We start from the raw sequence: 18696 nt of genomic DNA on the forward strand, positions 1-18696 counted from the left end.
TTTTAGAGATTCAAATGATAATTTAAAATATTTCAAAATGTCAGATGAGTAATTGGAGAGGTATACCTTTCACAGATTTTGGATGGCGAAAAATGATACATTTTAATTGATGGTAGTTTTTAGGAACAAGCCGCGCTTAACTAAAAAAACGCTGCTTCAGCCTGCCAAAAAATGAGAGCTCCTCCTGGCCATAACCATAACCGTATTTATTTCCATACCCATAATTCTCACGGCTCACATCATTTAAAACAAACGCCACATTTTTAATTTTCTTGGCGTCGATCTGCTTATTAGCAAAATCGATAAGTTGGTTTTCCGTAAATTCAGATCTGGTGACATAAATTGTGGCATCTGCCAGCTCGCTGGTGATGAAGGTATCTGTCACAAGCATCAGCGGCGCCGTATCCACAATAATATAGTGGTAGGTTTCTTTAAGCTGATTCAACAGAACTTCATATCTGCCGTTTTCCAGAAGGTCGGTTGGGTTCGGTGGTATTTTTCCCGAATAAATAACATCAAGGTGTGGATTAAAAATCGAGGTATGAATGATATCTTTTACGGTTTCATCAGCATTATATAAAAATTCTGTAAGGCCATCCAGTCCTTTCCTTGCGGCATTATATCGCTGCAGTTGTGGATTTCGGATATCTGCACCAATTATGATCACTTTATGTGCCGGCGAGGCTAGAGTCAGCGCCAGGTTTACTGATGCAAAAGTTTTACCTTCTCCTTTAATAGTGGAGGTCACAAAAACAACCTTGCCCATTTCTTTCTTCGGCAGCAGGAATTTCATATTCGTAATCAATATCCTGAAAGCTTCTGCCATAGGCGAAAGGTCATTGATCTCTACAATTTCGCTCTGCCCCTTTTGTACCCTTGGCAGTTCACCAATGATCGGATTGCGCGTCAGTTTTTCAAGATCATGTTTGGAGGCAATGGTATTGTTGAGCAGGTTTCTAACATAAACAACAGCAAACGGTAACAGTAAGCCCAGGAATATTGCAATTCCCACCGTAGTAAGAAACTTCGGACTCACAGGCTTTTTAGACGCGTATGAGTAGTCGAGCGTACGTGCTTTCGGTGCAGTCATAGCAAGCGTAATCGCGGTTTCTTCCCGCTTTTCCAGAAGTAAAAGATAAAGATTTTCCTTTATTTGCTGCTGTCTTTCGATGCTCCGGAACATTTTTTCCTGTGCCGGTATTTTAGAAATACTGGAATTGATCTGGCCCTGTTCATTGTTGAGTTCGGATAAAAGCAGATTGATGGACACTTTATACTTGGATAAACCGTCGGCCACACTTGCCCGAAGATTATTGATCTGCTTGGTAAGATCAGCAACTACGGGGTTTTGTGGCGTCGCGTTCTCCAGCAGATTGTTCCGTTCCAGCACCAGTTGGTTATAAGCCTGTATATTGGCAGAGGCAGTCGGATTGCTCAGACCTACGCTTGAGGGTAACGTCTGGTTATTACCAAGCCGCGACATATAATTGATCAGATCGTTGGTGAGGCTCAGTTGCGTTTCTGCTTCCAGCATTTTCTGCCTTGCGTTGGCGGATTTATTTAAGTTTAATGAAGCTTCGGCCGGAATATCAGTAATCTTATTAGCCCTTTTAAAATTTTCTTTCTGATTTTCTACAGCGCCAAGCTCATTCGCGATAATGGATATCCGGTCATCAATGAAATCCATTGTCTTCTTGGACTCGGAGTTTTTATCATTGATTGCATCATTATTATACGACTGTACCAGCACATTAAGCAAATTTTTTGCTTTCTCAACCTGCTCGTATCTTATCGACAGTCCTATAACGGTCGCATCCTTATCGACCAGATCCACCTGCATTGCTTTCTGATACGCTGTTACCGCATCTTCAACAGTAGAATAGCTAAACATGAGTTTGCCTAAACCATTTTCCTTCTTTCTAGGTTTTACAAACTTTGGGTTTTTACTGATGATGATATTTGCATAAGGCAGACTGATGGTCTTATCATAAGTCGTTACGATTTTTTGCGGCAACTCCTCGGATGAAAGGGTGATCTTATCGCCGGAAATTTCCAGATCAATGGGCTTCTTTATACTTTCGTCATATTCCTTTTCATTGACTACGCGGATGAGCACCGGTGAAGTTTTATCGTACAACTCTGTTTTTCGCAAGTTCTTCTCAGAATATACGGCAGTTTGCAGACCGAGTCTTTTAACCACATCGCGCATCAGTTTTTTAGACTTGAAGACTTCAATTTCATTTTCAACACCATTTGAAGACATTCCCCCGAATCCGGAAATATCAGAAAGCATACTTAAGTCACCCATTCCGGATTTCTTCGCATCCTTTATCAATACTGTAGAATCGATCTGATATACAGGACTGGTAGTTTTAAGAAAAAATATGGCCAGTGCCAAAAACAGAAATACGGACAATAAAAACCATGGCCATTTTCGGAGATATGGTTTTAATAATTCTCTCATGTTTCTATTATCAGAAGGCTTGAACTCCGATTGAACTTCTTGACTCATCGATTGAAGGATAATGTTATTTTTTGAAAATGGTGATGAAGATACCGGCTAGACCGATGATCGTTCCCGCTACAGCGATGTAAATGTTGGTGTTCGGATCTAGGCGCGCAATTTTCTCCCGTGTTGGGTTGGCAGATACATAGATCACGTCGCCCTGTTTCAACTGGTAATAAGGCGAAGATATAAAAGAATCATCCATCAGGTTAATTCTTTCTTTGGTAATCTCGCCGTTTACATTGCGTACGAGCAATACATTATCCCTTTTCCCGTAAATGGTGAGGTCACCTGCCATACCAATGGCGTTTAAGATTGTAGGGTTAATATCCTCCAATGTGTACTGCCCCGGTCTGGATACCTCGCCGAGCACGGTCACACGAAAGTTAGCGAGCGTAACAGAAACAACCGGATCTTTTACATATTGTGAAATGCGGTTTGTGAGCTCCTCTTTTAATTGTTCAAGGGTTTTTCCTGTCGTGCTGATGGTTCCCAAAACCGGGAAGTCAATATTCCCTTCAGAATCTACCAGATAAGGCTTGTCTTTAATATTGGTATTGGCGGAACCGCCTGGTGTCATTGCATTTTGCGAGGAGTAATAGGTCTGATTAAAAGGCTTTACCACATCCATATTCTTTGCAGAAACAAATATTTCAAGCTGGTCACCTTTCTGAATTGTGGAGATTGCGGTCTTATTGGAGGCATCTACGGCAATCTGTTCTCCGCTCTGCAGATAGTTGTATTCGTTTACTTTCTGTTTGGGCTTACAGGACACGGCAAAGAAAAGGAAACTGACCAACAACAGTACTGTGTTTTTATTCATTTTAATCATTTAGAAATAGAATCCTGCAAATATACAATTCTAAATAACTTCTCCAAACTTCGGAAACCGATTCATAAACGCCGAAGCATCATGCTCTAATCGGATTAAGTTCAATTTCTGGAGCCTGGTATTGCAGTATAGAAAATATTATAAAATGATGATGAGCTTTTCCGCGGAACTGTCACCAGTCCAACCCTGACGGAACGGCCTCTAATATTATAATTCGTAAAAAATTTTCTTTGGGTTAAAGATTTAGAAAACACCATTGTTTGGACCACCGGCAAACTCAAGCATTTACTTATCCAAAACCTCGTAGATTGAATTGTTGCTTTTATACTCCGGCACAATATTTTTCAGGATCTGCACCACTTCAACTTTCTCGCGGCGCAGCGCCGCTTTGATGATATTATTACAGAACTTTTCAATGTGAACGAAGTCCATATTGGTGTCCTTGGAAATCATGATTTTCTCGTGGTGTGTCGGCAGCGTTTTGGCATCGTCGCTCAAAAGTTCTTCATAGAGTTTTTCGCCCGGACGCAGGCCTGTATAGATGATTTTTATATCCACGTTTGGCTCTAACCCGGAGAGTTTGATCATACGCTCCGCCAGATCCAGGATTTTTACCGGCTCGCCCATATCAAACACAAATATTTCACCGCCATGCCCCATTGCGCCTGCTTCCAGAACGAGATCACACGCCTCGGGAATCGTCATGAAATACCGTACAATTTCGGGATGGGTAATTGTTACAGGTCCACCCTTTTCTATCTGTTTCTTAAAGTGTGGGATTACAGAACCATTGGAACCAAGTACATTTCCAAATCGTGTGGTAATAAACTTTGTTTCGTTGCTTTCTGTATTCTGTAAAGCCTGTACAAAGAGCTCCGCCGTTCGTTTGGAGGCGCCCATCACGTTGGTCGGCTTTACAGCTTTATCCGTAGAAACCATTACAAAACGGTTGACCCTATATTTTGAAGCTAAAGTAGAAAGATTTTTACTCCCTAAGATATTTACGAGTATGGCCTCATGTGGGTTTTCCTCAATAAGCGGCACGTGTTTATATGCTGCCGCATGGTAAACCATGGAGAACTGGTATTTCTGGAAAAGCGGTTCAATGCGGTGCCTGTTGGAAATGTCGGCGAGCACAAATTTAAAGTTAATCGAAGGATAAGCCGCGCGCATTTCCATTTCTATTTCGTAAAGCGGAGTTTCGGCCTGGTCCAGGACCACGATCATTGCCGGCTCAAAATGGGCCACCTGGCGCACGATCTCACTGCCGATCGACCCCGCCCCACCGGTAATAAGAATAGTCTTATTATGATGGCGGCGTTTCACGTCCTCGTTGCCGATCTTAATCGGTTTCCGGTTCAGGAGATCTTCAATCTGCAGGGTTTTAATGGTGCTTTCCTGATCCGCGCTTTTCAGTTTTTGTAAGGATGGTGATTTAAAGATCTGCATGTCCTTCTCCAGAAAGAGCGTTACCCACTTGTTCATTTCCTCCTTCGACATACCTTCCTGGTCCAGAAGCACACCATCCACAATAAGATCATCTTTGCTGAGCTTCAGTATTTTTTCTTTCGTGTAAATGGGTTTCCCAAGCAAACTGGCACGTTTGGAATCGTGGCGTTGTGTTAAAAATCCTACCACGTGGAATGGTAAATTTGGATTGTCCAGAACCGCTCTGGCCATAGCGACCGAAGGTTCATCGATCCCCAGAACCAGAATTCGCTTTCGAAGTGTGCTTCGTCGGAAGTCCCGTAAAACGTTGAAGAACTCCTTTACAAAAAGCCGGAAAAGGAAAGACAGCATAAAAGCGGTGGCAAAAAATATCACCAGAAAGGGCACCGACATGAAGATCATGCGCTCACCGCTCCACATATAATAGCCGAAACTCACGATCGCCACTACAATAGTGGTACTGAAGGTGGACAGAAATAATTTGAAAAGATCGATAAAGGTGGAATGCCGGATGATACCCGCATAAGTACGGAACGCAAACATGGAAACCACACTGATCGCGATGATCATCAGCACCACCCTGCTGCCGTGCGGAAATACTTCCTGCGAACTGAAGCTCAGTTTTTCAATGAGGTATTTTGAGAAATAAATCGACAGTCCTATGAAACAGATGTCAATCATCAATATGACCCATCTCGGTAAATAACGTACATCGCCCAGGTTCATCAGATTGTCTCCGCTGTAAATTCTGTTTCTGATACTTTTACTCAAACTCATTGATCGAAAAGGATTGTATGTAGGCCTAATATTTACCTCTGAAGCTTATGATTTTAAACTCCCTGTGCGGCAAAAATACGATTAAAATGCTAAAAGATGAAAAAAAATGATCAGCGTAATGCCTTTCTCAGCACGTCTGCAATACGGTTTTTATCGCTGTCGCTCAGGTTTGAGCCCGATGGCAGACAGATTCCGCGGCCAAATAAATTCTCGGCAACATCATTCCCAAAATACGTTTTACCTTTAAAAACCGGCTGCAGATGCATCGGTTTCCAGATGGGGCGCGTTTCGATATCTTCTTCTTCAAACCGCTGTCGGAGTCGCTCTGTTGAGCGGTCAACACCCGGCTGCAGATAAGCCACACTCAGCCAGTAATTCGAAAAGTAATCACTGCTCAGCTCTGAATGCAACCCAAACTCCGGATAATCATTAAAGATCTCTCTGTAAAATTCATGGTTGGCGCGGCGCTGGCGGATTCGCTCCTCCAAAACCTCCATCTGTCCCCGGCCGATCCCCGCACTTACATTACTCATGCGGTAATTATAGCCGATCGTGGTATGCTCATAATGTGGTGCATCATCTTTTGCCTGGGTCGACAGAAACACGGCCCTGTGTTTAACGTCTTTATTTTTCAGGATCAGCACACCGCCACCCGAGGTGGTAATGATCTTATTACCGTTAAAACTCAAAACAGAAATATCACCAAAGGTCCCACACTTCTGGCCTTTATAGGTACTGCCCAATGCTTCTGCACTGTCTTCGATGATCGGAATACCGTAGCGCTGCGAAATTTCCGTGATCTCAGCCACCTTAAAAGGCATCCCATAAAGACTTACCGCAATGATCGCTTTGGGTTTTTTGCCTTTGGAAATCCCGAATTTCACGGCATCTTCCACGGCAGTAGGACAGAGATTCCACGTGTCCTTTTCACTGTCGACAAACAATGGTTCTGCACCCATATAGATGATGGGATTTGCCGAGGCAGAAAAGGTCAGGCTTTGGCAGATCACAAAATCCCCGGCTTCAATCCCCAACAGTACAAGCGCAAGATGCAGCGCTGCCGTGCCGGAACTCAAAGCTGCCACATGCACGTTTTCGCCAAGATAGTTCTGCAGGTCCTCCTCCAGTCCGTTCACGTTTGGTCCCATCGGGGCGATCCAGTTTTCTGCGAACGCCTCCTCAATATACTTCATTTCAGAACCTCCCATGTGCGGAGACGAGAGCCATATTTTCTTATTCATGTGTCATAAAGTTCCAAATCTAATAATTCTTCCGGGATTACCTACCACTACGGCATGATCCGGCACATCACTCAGCACCACTGCCCCGGCACCAATCACCGCATTTTCTCCGATGGTGATACCCTGGATCACATTCGCTCCCAGTCCGATATGTGCACCTTTCTTTACGGTAATGTTTCCTGCCAGCGAGGCAGACGGTGAAATATGTACAAAGTCCCCGATCACGCATTCGTGCTCTATAACGCTTGCCGTATTGATGATGCAGTGCATACCTATGGAAACTTCGGCATTAATGCACACTTTGGGCATGATCACACTGCCGTCTCCGAACTCGGTAAACCTCGAAACGTACGCGCTGTAATGCTGCATGATCTCAAAGCTGCACCATTCCTTTGTCTTGTCGTATATCATTTCACGGATCCGGTTATCACCGATCGCGATGATCACTTTTTTATCCAGCAGCAGTTCGCGCGAAGGCAGGTAAATGGGGAGGTGGTGCGGAAAGTCAGCGGGCGGATTGTCGTCCACCAGATATTCCAGGAGTTGGTTGTTGGAGAGGATCAGGTCGTACATTACTTTTGCCTGCCCCCGGGCGCCATATAATATCATGCGGCATTATTTCCTTTAAAAGGCGTCATTGTCATGTAATTGTTCACATTTACGCCCTGTCTGCGGATCACTTTGTGCAGTGTGGTGAAAACAATGCGCGCATCCAGCTGGGGCGACAGTCGCTCCACATATTCAACATCAAGCCGGAATTTTTCTTCCCAGGACAGTGCATTACGGCCGTTCACCTGGGCCCAGCCCGTAATACCGGGTTTTACAAAATGTCTTCTGGCCTGCTCTTCACTGTACAGCTCAAGATATTCGGGCAGCAGTGGCCGCGGACCGATCAGGCTCATTTCGCCTTTCAATACATTGATGAGTTGTGGAATTTCATCGAGTGAGGTTTTGCGTACGATCTTACCTATAAACGTGAGCCTTTCGTAGTCAGAAAGCAGGTTGCCCTGCGCGTCACGCTGGTCGGTCATGGTTTTAAACTTGATGATCTTAAATATAATCCCATCCTTACCCGGCCTTCGCTGGACAAAAAAGGCGCTGCCGCGGTTGCTGTGGGCAAGCAGCAGAGTAATTACCGCAAATACCGGACTTACCAGCACCAGTGCACAGAGCGCAAGTGAAAAATCCAGTGCAGGTTTCAGCACATGCACGTACAGATGCAGGTTTTCATCATCTGCGCAGCTGCGGTCCCTGCCGGCAGCCAGGTACGTAAAAACTTTGGAGACTACGATAGGGCTTTATTTTTTTTCCGGATAGTGTAAATGATGATACCGGTTGCGGTTACAAAAAGGAGAGGGAGATAGTCGTCGATGGGGGCTGGATCGGCTGGGTTACCTCCGCTATAAGCAACTTCATGGTCTTTAGCCGAATTCCAATTGCCTTCCTGTTGTCGATTAAATTCCTGATCAGCCTCTTCAAAACGGTTTGCTGACCGCTCCTGGGAATAACTCTGTATAAAAAAACCGAGGCTCAGCAAGGTAAATATCGTTTTCATGCATTGTGTCTAAAATTCCAAACACCCATCGTAAAAGCAAAGAACCGTAAGCTCTATTAAGATGTTAGAATGCAAATATAAATACTTTTTTTAATTGTGCAATTTTTCAGTTTCACTTTGCACTAATTCGGTGTTCATTAATAATGAAAGACATATATGTGAGGTTTATACCGGTTCTCAAAAATTTGTAAACAATAAACTGCCCTTTTAGATTTATGCATGCTTGATGCTACACGAATTACTGAAAGGGCGGTATGTAATTTTTTAAAAACGCTCCAATTGTTTAATTTGTAGGGTTTCTATTTTACAATCTTCTTATTAATTACCTCTTCCTGGCGTTTTATTTTCAAAATATACATACCGTTAACCAACCTTGTCGCGTCAATATTAACTTTAGCACTGTTGGTGTGCAGTTTATGGTAAAGACGGCCGGAAGTATCGAAGATCTCGACTTCAGTAATTTTTTTAACTGCGGAACTGATGACAAAATGATCGCCGCTGCGGTAAACCTGCAACTCGTCTTTCTGCGCAGTACCGGTACCCAAAGTGGTTTCGGGCAGGTAGACGATTTCGAATCTGCCTGTACTTTCACCCGAATTTGCCATAAAAGTGTAATTACCTTCGGACAAGTCAGTGAGGATACCCAGTTCTTTATCTTTAAGATAAATGCTTTGTCCATTGGCAAAGATGCCTTCCTTATTTCCTAAACGGAGCTGGTAAATTCCACTTGAAAAAAAGCGGTTCCCAACTTTCAGGACATCACTTTCTCGGAAAGTGCTTCGACCATTAATTACAACTTTTTCGTCGCCGGCATTTGTGAACAAAGCATCTGAAACTGTGGATTGCAATTTAGAATCATCCGCGGCAAAATCGTCATTACCTTCATCAAAATAAACGACGGCGTTGCTCACTAATAAATTAGCGGGCGTGAGCATCTCCAGCCAGTATCGGTTGCCCGCAGAATCGACCGCTGGTTTTCCGAAAAATTCTGCATCGGTCTGCGTCGTGATACGATCACTGTTTCTAAAACCAACTGAAGAAGCATTACTTGTCGCTTTCACAAGCATACCCTGCCCAACTTTTAAAATATGATTCGGTTGTTTAAGCCCCGCCAGACTGGTAGGGTCACCATTTATATTTCCTGCGCTGCCCGTTGCTTTAACTCCCGCATTAGTAACCGCATTATAGGTTGCGTATGCATAACCCTGATAGTTTGACCCTTGTTGCTGACTGATGCTGTTTGCGTAATTATCCCAGAAAAGAAAAGTGGAATCCAAATTGGTAGAATTCACATACAACTGAACCAAATCTAAATTTGAGGGATACGGATTCCCGACAAGATTATAGCCATGTGCTGCATCGGTAAACTGCAATGTATAATCGAAATCCCCCACAAAAGGTGTTCCGGTAAATTCTGCGGTCAATGTTCCCGGAGTTGTGACCGGATTACGGACTGCCAAAGCGCGGCCGGTAATGTTGGCGCCGGAGGAAGTGTAAAATTTGTCGTTGGTTTCGTTATAATACAATGCTGAGGTTGGGTACCCGGAAAATATGTCTTTGAAATTCTGCTGGTTTACCGGTGAACTGAAATAAACGTACTGATAAAAAGTACTGTTCGGAACGGTTGCAATACGCGTTGCGGTAATTTTTCCTGTATTGACGGCATCACCGTCCTGCATGAGTTGTGCGTTATTCTCCAAATTTAATATTCCGTTTCCTAAAACCTGTAGCCCTTTTTTAGGAGTGAAGACATAACCCGCAACACCTTCTGATGTTTCGGGTACGGTTAATTTCCCGGTGTTGGTAACGGTAGCTGTTTGATTTACTGTTAAATTCTGTCCACTTGGTTTTACACTTTTCCCGGAAACGATAATTTTCTCATATGTCTTAGAAACTTTAATTTCAGTTGCAGAGTCATTTTGAAATTCTATAGTAGAAGTGGGATCTAAAGCATAAGCTCCATTCGCGTCCGGTTTACCACCGGAGCCACCTGTTTTAAACAGAGAATTGATATCCATCAGTAAATTTGTGGTGCTTTTTCCAACGGTAAAGCTTTTACCATCTAATGTAGTAGCATTCATAATACTAATAAGACCATTAATTTCTGATGTCCCGTTAGACAATGTTTTTGAACCACCACCTGAAAAAGTTAAATCATAGTACGCTCGTGACCCTCTTAATGTTTGAAATGAATCCGAAGCTCCGTAACCGGCTAATTCTATTTCACCTCCAACTAAAGTATATGTTCCCTGCATTCTTGGGATATATATTCCACCGTTACCGCCCTCACTTGTTTGCTCTGTAGCATCACCTTTCACAACTTTATATTTTGTTCCAGTCGCCATTTTCAGACCACCTGTTGATCCAAATATATAATTGGTTGTAGTTTCCAGAACTTTTCCTTTTCTAATATCTAACAATCCAGCTCCACTAAGACCAAAAGGTACATCTAGAGATAAAGTTTTACCATTGTCTGCCAATTCCGCAATTACTGTTTTGGTATTAGCTGTTGTAGAGAATGTAGAATTTGGAGCGTCTCCCGTTTTTTGGTCTAATTTACCAATATACCAGAAAGTTCCTAAGGTGTTGATTGTTCTGTTGCTTTTTGGCAGTCTAAGATTACCTGTTGCTGCAGTTACGGTAGAGAATTTTGTTGTATTCCAATTTCCATATAAACCGTCAGGAGAAGTGATTTTTAAAATACTGTTCTCTGCAGAGGTAAAGGTATTGGTACCCGTTGGAGAAGCAGGTTGACCAATATAAAGCCCACCAGTTCCGGCTCCATTAACTCCGTCATAGCCAAAATCTAACGTTGCGCCACCTTCAACTGTAAATGCTGAACTATTGTTGATAAGTAGATTATTGTTAACTAATCTTACAGAGGAACCAGACTTTACTAAAAATGGAATTCCACTGAATGAATTAGCTAAAACAGATGCTGCATCGAGAGATTGAACTGTATTTCCCACAAAATTAAATTCCGTTTCTGTAGTTGGACATCCTGATTGAATTTTGCTATTTGTACCTGCTATAAAGTTTCCTTTTAAATTTAAAATAGCTTTTTTAACCGGATTATTTACAGAGGTATATTGCGCTTGATTTATATTAAAAGTTCCAGTGCCTGATACAGATAAATTACCATCCAAATTTAGAGTGGTGTCACCTGTCGCATTTTGTGATGCCCGAACTGAAAATGCACCAGAATTAATTGTTAGATTCTTTTTAATATTTAATGTGAAATTTCCAATTGTCGCACCATATATATTACCAAAATATGTAGAATTGAGAATCAAATTACCATATATATTAACAACATAAGGGTCTCCATTTGTGTCCCCCATAAATCGCAAAGTCTGATATTTATCGGTAAATGTATTATATGCTACGTTATTGATCTCAACATTTCCAAATACAAGATTAATTGGCGAAGTGTTATCCTTTCCTATCATATCCCAAGCTTGCCTTGCTATTCCAGTGTCATAATCGCCATTATTTGTATCAGGATCTTGTCCTGGGTTATAATAAATATTTCCAAACATTGCTGAAATTCCATTCTCAGTAAACAAATCAACATTGCTATTTACTAATGGTTGTCTTGTATCCCAATTCTTAATGTAAAATTTTGATAGTGGATGAAATTTTTCAGTACCGTCCCAAATTGCAGCAGTAGGATCATTCCCATAAGAATGATCGATAGTAACTTTAGCGTTGTCTTGCACCTCAAATAACGCGGCAGAATTATTCATATTAAAATTGCCTTTAATTGTTAATGCTCCACCATCCTTTACTAAAGCTAGATCTGATACGGGATAATTATTATTAATTATTAATTCTCCGCCAGCAAATATTGTCAATTCTGCCGCACCATTAGAGCCCGTATTATTTACAACACTTCTAATGTAAACTGTAGAAGTATCAATAGGCAAGCCGTTTCCACCATAAGCAGACCACCCACCTGAACTTGCACTTGTTCCTGTGCAACCACCGACTTGCCCACACTTAATCCAAGTTGTCTGAGTTGTATAAGATAAAGGGCTTGCTATTGTTCCCGATGTATTAGACATAAACGCACCTTTCGCATACACTTCATTCACAATATTAAAAGTATTGGAAGTTCCTGCCAAGGACGGACTTGCAATAGAAGCCGATAATGTGATTCCCGTTTGCGGTGCAACACTATACTTAATTCCAGAATTTATCGATGCTACTCCATTATTTAGGGTAAATGATCCTGTAAATGTACTTCCTGTTCCTGTAGTTGTGAAATTGACTGTTTGTCCTGTTATATCTTTATCAATTTTATTATTGGCATCTGATGTTGATACTGTGAAAGCTGCTAAATCGACATTAAATGCACCATCATTCACTGTGGAGAAAAGTAGTTTTGTAGCAGTAACCACAATTCTGTTTCTATTATTTGAAGTTGAAATATCAGTTTGTGCCCCACCTCCGTCGGTAGCAGCAAAGGCAGAACCAGAAGCAGCTGCGGTTGCTTCTACAACTTTGTAGATGAGTTTTGTATTATCAATGATATCTTGAGTCTCATCGAAAGCAACTCTTAAATGAACAATCTTTTCACTATGGGTAGTAGCCGTAACATTGGTTCCACTCATTCCACTGAAAATAAGTTGTCCTGCATTAGTAGTTGCCGCAGCAATATAAGTTCCACCAGAAGTGGTCAAAATTGCTTTCTTGATCCACCCACTTCTGTCGATACCATCAGTATCTTTTACGGTAAACTTAATTCCAGTTAATATGGTAGATAAACCGTCGGCATCAGAAATGCCATCAACTATTTTAAACTTCAGTGGAATATATTTTCCCGTAGAAGTATTTGAATTATCTGTGAAATCTATGTATTTAGTGCTGATATTAAATTCTGGCGTAGTACTAGAATAAGTACCCGTATTATCTACGATGGTTGATTCTGCACTATTGCTTCCTGTTCCCGTAATGGTAAAAGTATAATCTGCACCTGCATTGTTTGGAATGGTAACTGTTGCGGTCTTGCTGCCTAAACTGGTAGGTGAGAATGTACCTGAAAAAGTTGTAGTAGATCCACCTGCTACAGGACTTGTTGCCGCCTGAGTAATAGAAAACTGATCGGCATTAGTTCCCGATAACGCAATTGTACCTAAAGTTAAATCTGCATTCCCCGTATTTTCTATTTTAAAAGAAACAGGCGAAGATGAAGTATTGACCAATTGATTGCCGAAACCATAAGTTCCGGTGCCACTTGAGATAATTGTGGTGTTTTGCTTGATGTTAATTGCGGGAGTTGGGGTACTAATAACTTCTACAAATAAATAAACATCTGCTTGTCCTGTTGTATATGCAGAAAAAATGCTTGCTCCGCTATTATTATATTTAATCGTTCGGCTTTCTGTCGTTGTTGCTATTGTAGCAATGTTGGAAGCTATGGAAATACTCCAATTATAATTATTTGAACCTCCCGTTCCATTTTTTAAATAGTTTGAGCCTGAAGTAGGATATAAGAACCCTCCATTCACTACATCTTTAAAAGTCCATGAACCTGTTGATCCTCCTAAGGTTAATTCAAATGGTTCTGTTCCTGAAGATATTGATGCCGGTGTAACTGAAATTGTATTAGGTGTTCCACTAACGATCGTAACAGAAGACTGAGATCTATTATTGGCAGCTTGGGTACTTAAAGCCTGTCCGCTTCCTGCTGATGGTGTATTAACTATCAAATATTTCTTGCCAACTACTAAATCTGCTGTTGAAGTAACCAACTTATATGTTTTCACAACCGGCCCCACATAAGCCTTAAAATTAGCAACAATTGTATGACCTGCAGTAACATTATTAAAAGGATAACTTGTTACTGCTCCTACAGAAACTCCATCTACCACAACATCATCTACCGCAAAACCAGGGTCGGGAGTGATGGTGTAAGTTCGGTTAGTGCCACAAGTAATAGATGTCGCGCCGGTTGGGGAAATCGAACCATTTGCGCCAGCTGAAGCTGTAATAATATAAGTGTTTTGCGCAAAAACTGCGGTTAGGGTATGATTGGCTGTGACGTTAGAAAAGATGTAGGGAGACGCATTACCCGCATCAACTCCATCTGCAATCCAATGATCAAAAGCATAACAGGAAGAACTTGCAGTTGTGTTAAAAGCTTGACTTCCTCCCTCGGTAACTACAACAGTTCCTGATGGAGAAATACTTCCGCCCGACGTTGGTTGCGTGACGACAATATTGAAGGAAGGTGCAGCGGTAGTGAAATTCCAGGTTGTCGCTCCACTGATTCCTGCAAAATTATTTCCTGCAGTATCTTGAATTACTCCAGAACCAAGTTCTACATAATAACCTGTGCTGTTTGCTAAATCGGTAGGTGGATTTACGGTAACAACAGCTCCTGAAACACCTACATCAGTAGAAGTAGCATCTATCGTTTGTACAATTGTACCATCAGAAGATTTCTTGATTAAAATATTACCAATTCCTTTTTTTACGTTCTCATCAAATGTCATCACCAAATTGCTATTTATAGCAACATTGGTTGCATCATCTAAAGGTGATAGAGAAGAAATTGTTGGCGGCGTGCTGTCAGCTGCGGCTAAAGCAACCGTTCCTCCAATTGCTAAACCGTTTGTACCTGCAGTTGCTGCTGATAGAAATCCCCAACCTCCTGTTGCTGTTTGTCCACTTGCATAATAACGTAGTGTTACAGTTGTTCCTGCAACTACGTTTTGAAGCGCAGTAATTGCCGACAAATCAATTTGAGTCATTGTCAAATCTGTCGATGTGACAGGACTACCAATTAAATTAAAGGTTGATCCATTAAGACTATATGCAAATTGTGAAGTCACACCGGGAGATGCATAATAACTAAGAGTACCCCCAAATTTTGCATCAATTGTAGAAAGTGAAACCTTATATCCTGTTGCTGCTGTTAATGTAATTTGAAAATAATCTGTATTAGTTGTTGAAATTCCGTCATTTTTAAAACCCGTTGTTCTAAAGGAATTATTTGCTGAGGAAGTTGCTGCTTCAGAACCTCGCGAAATGTCGCTTGCTCCACTCGTCGAAATTAAATTAGAATGAAACGTTGTTGCAGCGACAGTTACAGGCCCTGTATTCTGACCTGCAAAATCCCATGCCGCTATCTGCCCCCAAACTCCCACCGGGTTCAGCAGAAAAACAAACAGGAAAAAGTATTTTTGGACTATGCCTAGGACTGCGGAGAACGCACCGGCTTGCACGCGGCAGGACCGCGAAGAATATATATTTTTTTTCATCATCAAATTTGTTCGATAAATCTACAACAATTACTCTATAACTTTAATTATTTTTATCAATATATTCGGTATTAAATGTGCCATCAGTTAACTGCCTTTCAAACCTTTAGATAAAATTTTTTAGCGGTAACGGCAGTTTTTCGAGCCGGTGCACCGATCGTGGGTGTGCGGATATTTCGGGCTTTTTAGATTGGATGAAATTGCGGAGATTTTAAACTGTAACTGGCTTCTAAATTTTAGATTCTAAATTGTTGATCCTAAATTCTGACTTTATAATAGGGAGAGCGGATTTCGTTAATATTGCCTTTCTGGTGCCGCGTCGGCATCAAAAAAATCAACGAGAGAATGGCTGAGTCCAAAAGACCCTATACTTTGGGAACTTTCATAATTCAGTTTTGGCCGGTTGTTGTCGGAAGCACATCAATTTAATATAATCCTGCCATAAGATTGGCTTGAAAACACCGGCGGGGATTAAACAAAAAATCCCGGCTCAATCAAGAACCGGGATTATATAATCAGTATTTGAATTATTTCATTACTTTACGCACAGTGACCGTATCGCCCTGCTTGATCTTCAAAATATAAACACCTTCAGTCAGCATTTCCGCATTGATCACGGCTGTCGTACTGTTCGGTGATAGGCTCATGATAAGGCGGCCGCTTAAATCCACCACATCAACCGCTGTGACTTTTTTCGATGGTGCCTTTACCACAAAGTCAGAACCGTTTCTGTATACTACAAGTCCTTCTTTTGCAGCACCCTCCGTTATCAGAACGGTTTCCGGTTTATAGATGATGTCGAATCTACCGGTAACTTCCCCGGCTCCTGCCTGGAAAGTATAGCTGCCCTGTGACAAATTGGCAATAACGCCAGTCAGCTTATCTTTAAGGTAAATGTTCTGTCCGTCTGCAAAAATTCCGTCTTTTTCATCGCTTAATGAGATCGTGTAAGCACCATCGGCAAAATGATTTGTTCCTAATGAAAGAACATCTGTCTGAGCAAAAGCGCTCTTGCCGTTGATGGAAAGAAATTCTCCATCAACAATACTGTATATGGCATCCGAGCCTAAAAGCGAGCGTGAATCTTCGGGAGTATAGGCATCATTTCCTCCTTCAAAATAAACCACCGCCATCTGCGAGGTGATTTGCGCCGGACTTGTCAGATTCAGCCAATACCGGTCAAATGATACGGATTCCTGCGTTCCTCTTCCAAAGAATGCTTCTGCCGGTGCACCGGACCGCATCGTATTGGAAAAGTTAACTACCAGGCCGTCTACTGCAGTTTTTGCCATAAAACCCTGACCAACTTTAATGAACTGTGTAGGAATTTTACGACCGGTTAAGGCCGAATTACCTTTTGCCGGAGCAGTCGCACCTGTACCCTCTCCCGGTGGCGTGGCCGCATTAAACTGCGCGTAAGCCTGGCCGCCGTAAGCGTCTCCCATTTGCGTAGTTTGCGAGTTGGCCGTGCTGTCCCATAAATTAAAGGTAGGGCTTAAAGCTTTGGTAGCAGAATTGGCGTTGTAAAAAGCAACCAGGTCTAAATTGGAAGGATACGGATTCCCGATCAGATTGTAACCGCGGCTATTATCGGTAGGTTTTGAATTGGCGAGTGTATAAGAAAAATTTCCGTTCATTGGTTCACCCTTAAATGTGGCGGACATTACTTGGCCGTTTCCGCCGGGAAAAGCCGCAGCAGTTGCTTCCTTTACCGCTAAAGCCCTGCCCAGAATGTAAGCACCGGTAGAATTATAGAATTTATTATCAGCCTCATTGTGATAGAGTACAAATGGAACTGTAACCGGCGCACCGGCGTCGTTTTTGTAAATATCTTTCAGACTTACATTTTTCACAGGAGAGATCAAGTAATTATACTGCTGTCTGCCGGTTGAAAATTTCAGGTCCCGTTTTACGGTAATAATTCCGCTGTTTACGGCGTTAGGATTAACCTGGATTAAATTCGCATCGGATTCTACAGTCAGCGTTCCGGAACTCACATCGAGACCATTTTGGATTTTAAGATAAGTTCCTGACTTTATCGTAACATTCGCCTGTACGGTGCACGAACAACCGTCGATATTTACGTTTGGATCAACAGCCGGCGGATACTTTCCCGTAAAAATTAATGCTTGAGTACTGTCTGGTGTACCCTTCAACCAGGTTGATCCGTTCCAAGTATTTGTAACAGCAGGATGAATAATTACGTTTCCTGTATTCCCTGATATACAATAACCATTTATGCTTAAAACCGCAAATTGATACGAACCCGCAGCTAAACCCGAAATGGTCATTTTTGTTCCCGTAATTGGATAATCAGCCACTACGGTTCCCGTTTGTTTAATCGTTCCCGATTCTGGTAACCCAGTTAGAACTACGCTACCAGTATTCGCGCAATCAGTTTGTGTATTAGTGTTCACTAGGGGAATGGATGGAGTTGCAGTAGAAAAACTGATTATATTAGAATTTCCTGTAACGCCACAATTGTTATATGCTCGTAGTCTATAGTATAAAATACCTGCCGGGAGCCCCCCTGCATAAAAATTTGTTCCATTATATCCTATATTATAATTATTGTAGCCTGATACAAAACTTGTAAAAGCACTATCAGTAGATATATCCAAATAATACCCAGTAGCATTTGCAACAGTTGACCAGTTGACCACGATTGCTGAGCAATCACCATTGGGTGATACCGCCTGCGCGACGGGAGGAACTGTAGGTACCAAGGAAGTTGAATAATTCATGGTTTGCGAATTTGCACTCGTCCCACAGCCCGAAGCCCTAACCCTATAATAATACGTTGTAGCCGGATTAAGCCCCGTTAATGTATAATTTGTTACATTCCCTACATTAAAATTATTATACGCCGATACTATATTTGTAAAGCCGCTGTCTGTTGCTACATCAATAAAATAGGTTGTGGCATTTGATGCATAACCCCACTGAGCAGTAAAGCCGCTGCAGGTTGGACTATTCGCCGTGGCTGTACCTGGAATTGTAACTGAGGAAGTTGAATAATTCATGGTTTGCGAATTTGCACTCGTCCCACAGCCCGAAGCCCTAACTCTATA

The 18696-nt window shown here is 42.0% G+C and carries 9 protein-coding genes; all 9 read right to left on the reverse strand.

The genetic code is table 11. From position 1 onward, the window contains the following. Positions 1 to 136: 136 nt before the first annotated feature. Complete coding sequence (locus H562_RS0112560) at positions 137 to 2464, reverse strand: GumC family protein (RefSeq protein WP_233702000.1); 2328 nt, start codon at positions 2462 to 2464, stop codon at positions 137 to 139. Between the two features lie 64 nt (positions 2465 to 2528). After that, positions 2529 to 3329 carry a polysaccharide biosynthesis/export family protein gene (locus H562_RS0112565; protein WP_034691158.1) on the reverse strand — a complete coding sequence of 267 codons (801 nt, stop codon included), beginning with the start codon at positions 3327 to 3329 and terminating at the stop codon, positions 2529 to 2531. A 294-nt stretch (positions 3330 to 3623) separates the two neighbouring features. Next, entirely contained in the window at positions 3624 to 5564 is a 1941-nt protein-coding gene (locus H562_RS0112570) for a polysaccharide biosynthesis protein (RefSeq protein ID WP_027377830.1), read from the reverse strand. Between the two features lie 110 nt (positions 5565 to 5674). Beyond that, on the reverse strand, positions 5675 to 6805 hold the full coding sequence (locus H562_RS0112575; RefSeq protein WP_027377831.1) for a DegT/DnrJ/EryC1/StrS family aminotransferase: 1131 nt from the start codon (positions 6803 to 6805) through the stop codon (positions 5675 to 5677). Positions 6806 to 6808: 3 nt separating this feature from the next. After that, the gene (locus H562_RS0112580) at positions 6809 to 7414 is read right to left on the reverse strand and encodes an acetyltransferase (protein ID WP_027377832.1); all 606 of its coding nucleotides are present in this window, start codon (positions 7412 to 7414) and stop codon (positions 6809 to 6811) included. Further along, positions 7411 to 8022 carry a sugar transferase gene (locus tag H562_RS0112585; RefSeq protein WP_027377833.1) on the reverse strand — a complete coding sequence of 204 codons (612 nt, stop codon included), beginning with the start codon at positions 8020 to 8022 and terminating at the stop codon, positions 7411 to 7413. The genes H562_RS0112580 and H562_RS0112585 overlap by 4 nt, the downstream gene beginning before the upstream one ends. A gap of 68 nt (positions 8023 to 8090) precedes the next feature. Beyond that, entirely contained in the window at positions 8091 to 8360 is a 270-nt protein-coding gene (locus H562_RS0112590; RefSeq protein WP_027377834.1) for a hypothetical protein, read from the reverse strand. 299 nt (positions 8361 to 8659) lie between these two features. Then, positions 8660 to 15628 (reverse strand): Ig-like domain-containing protein, encoded by a 6969-nt coding sequence (locus H562_RS0112595; RefSeq protein WP_084466372.1) that lies wholly within the window; start codon positions 15626 to 15628, stop codon positions 8660 to 8662. A 524-nt stretch (positions 15629 to 16152) separates the two neighbouring features. After that, the coding region (locus tag H562_RS0112600; protein ID WP_219729264.1) for a T9SS type A sorting domain-containing protein at positions 16153 to 18696 on the reverse strand (2544 nt) is incomplete at its 5' end.

The sequence above is a fragment of the Kaistella palustris DSM 21579 genome, from assembly GCF_000422265.1.
Lineage (GTDB): Bacteria > Bacteroidota > Bacteroidia > Flavobacteriales > Weeksellaceae > Kaistella > Kaistella palustris.

What these genes read in the sequence shown, in the direction of transcription:
- H562_RS0112590 (WP_027377834.1), bottom strand. Translation starts at nt 8,360, where the DNA reads ATGAAAACGATATTTACCTTGCTGAGCCTCGGTTTTTTTATACAGAGT.
- H562_RS0112565 (WP_034691158.1), bottom strand. Translation starts at nt 3,329, where the DNA reads ATGAATAAAAACACAGTACTGTTGTTGGTCAGTTTCCTTTTCTTTGCC.
- H562_RS0112570 (WP_027377830.1), bottom strand. Translation starts at nt 5,564, where the DNA reads ATGAGTTTGAGTAAAAGTATCAGAAACAGAATTTACAGCGGAGACAAT.
- H562_RS0112575 (WP_027377831.1), bottom strand. Translation starts at nt 6,805, where the DNA reads ATGAATAAGAAAATATGGCTCTCGTCTCCGCACATGGGAGGTTCTGAA.
- H562_RS0112560 (WP_233702000.1), bottom strand. Translation starts at nt 2,464, where the DNA reads ATGAGAGAATTATTAAAACCATATCTCCGAAAATGGCCATGGTTTTTA.
- H562_RS0112595 (WP_084466372.1), bottom strand. Translation starts at nt 15,628, where the DNA reads ATGATGAAAAAAAATATATATTCTTCGCGGTCCTGCCGCGTGCAAGCC.
- H562_RS0112580 (WP_027377832.1), bottom strand. Translation starts at nt 7,414, where the DNA reads ATGATATTATATGGCGCCCGGGGGCAGGCAAAAGTAATGTACGACCTG.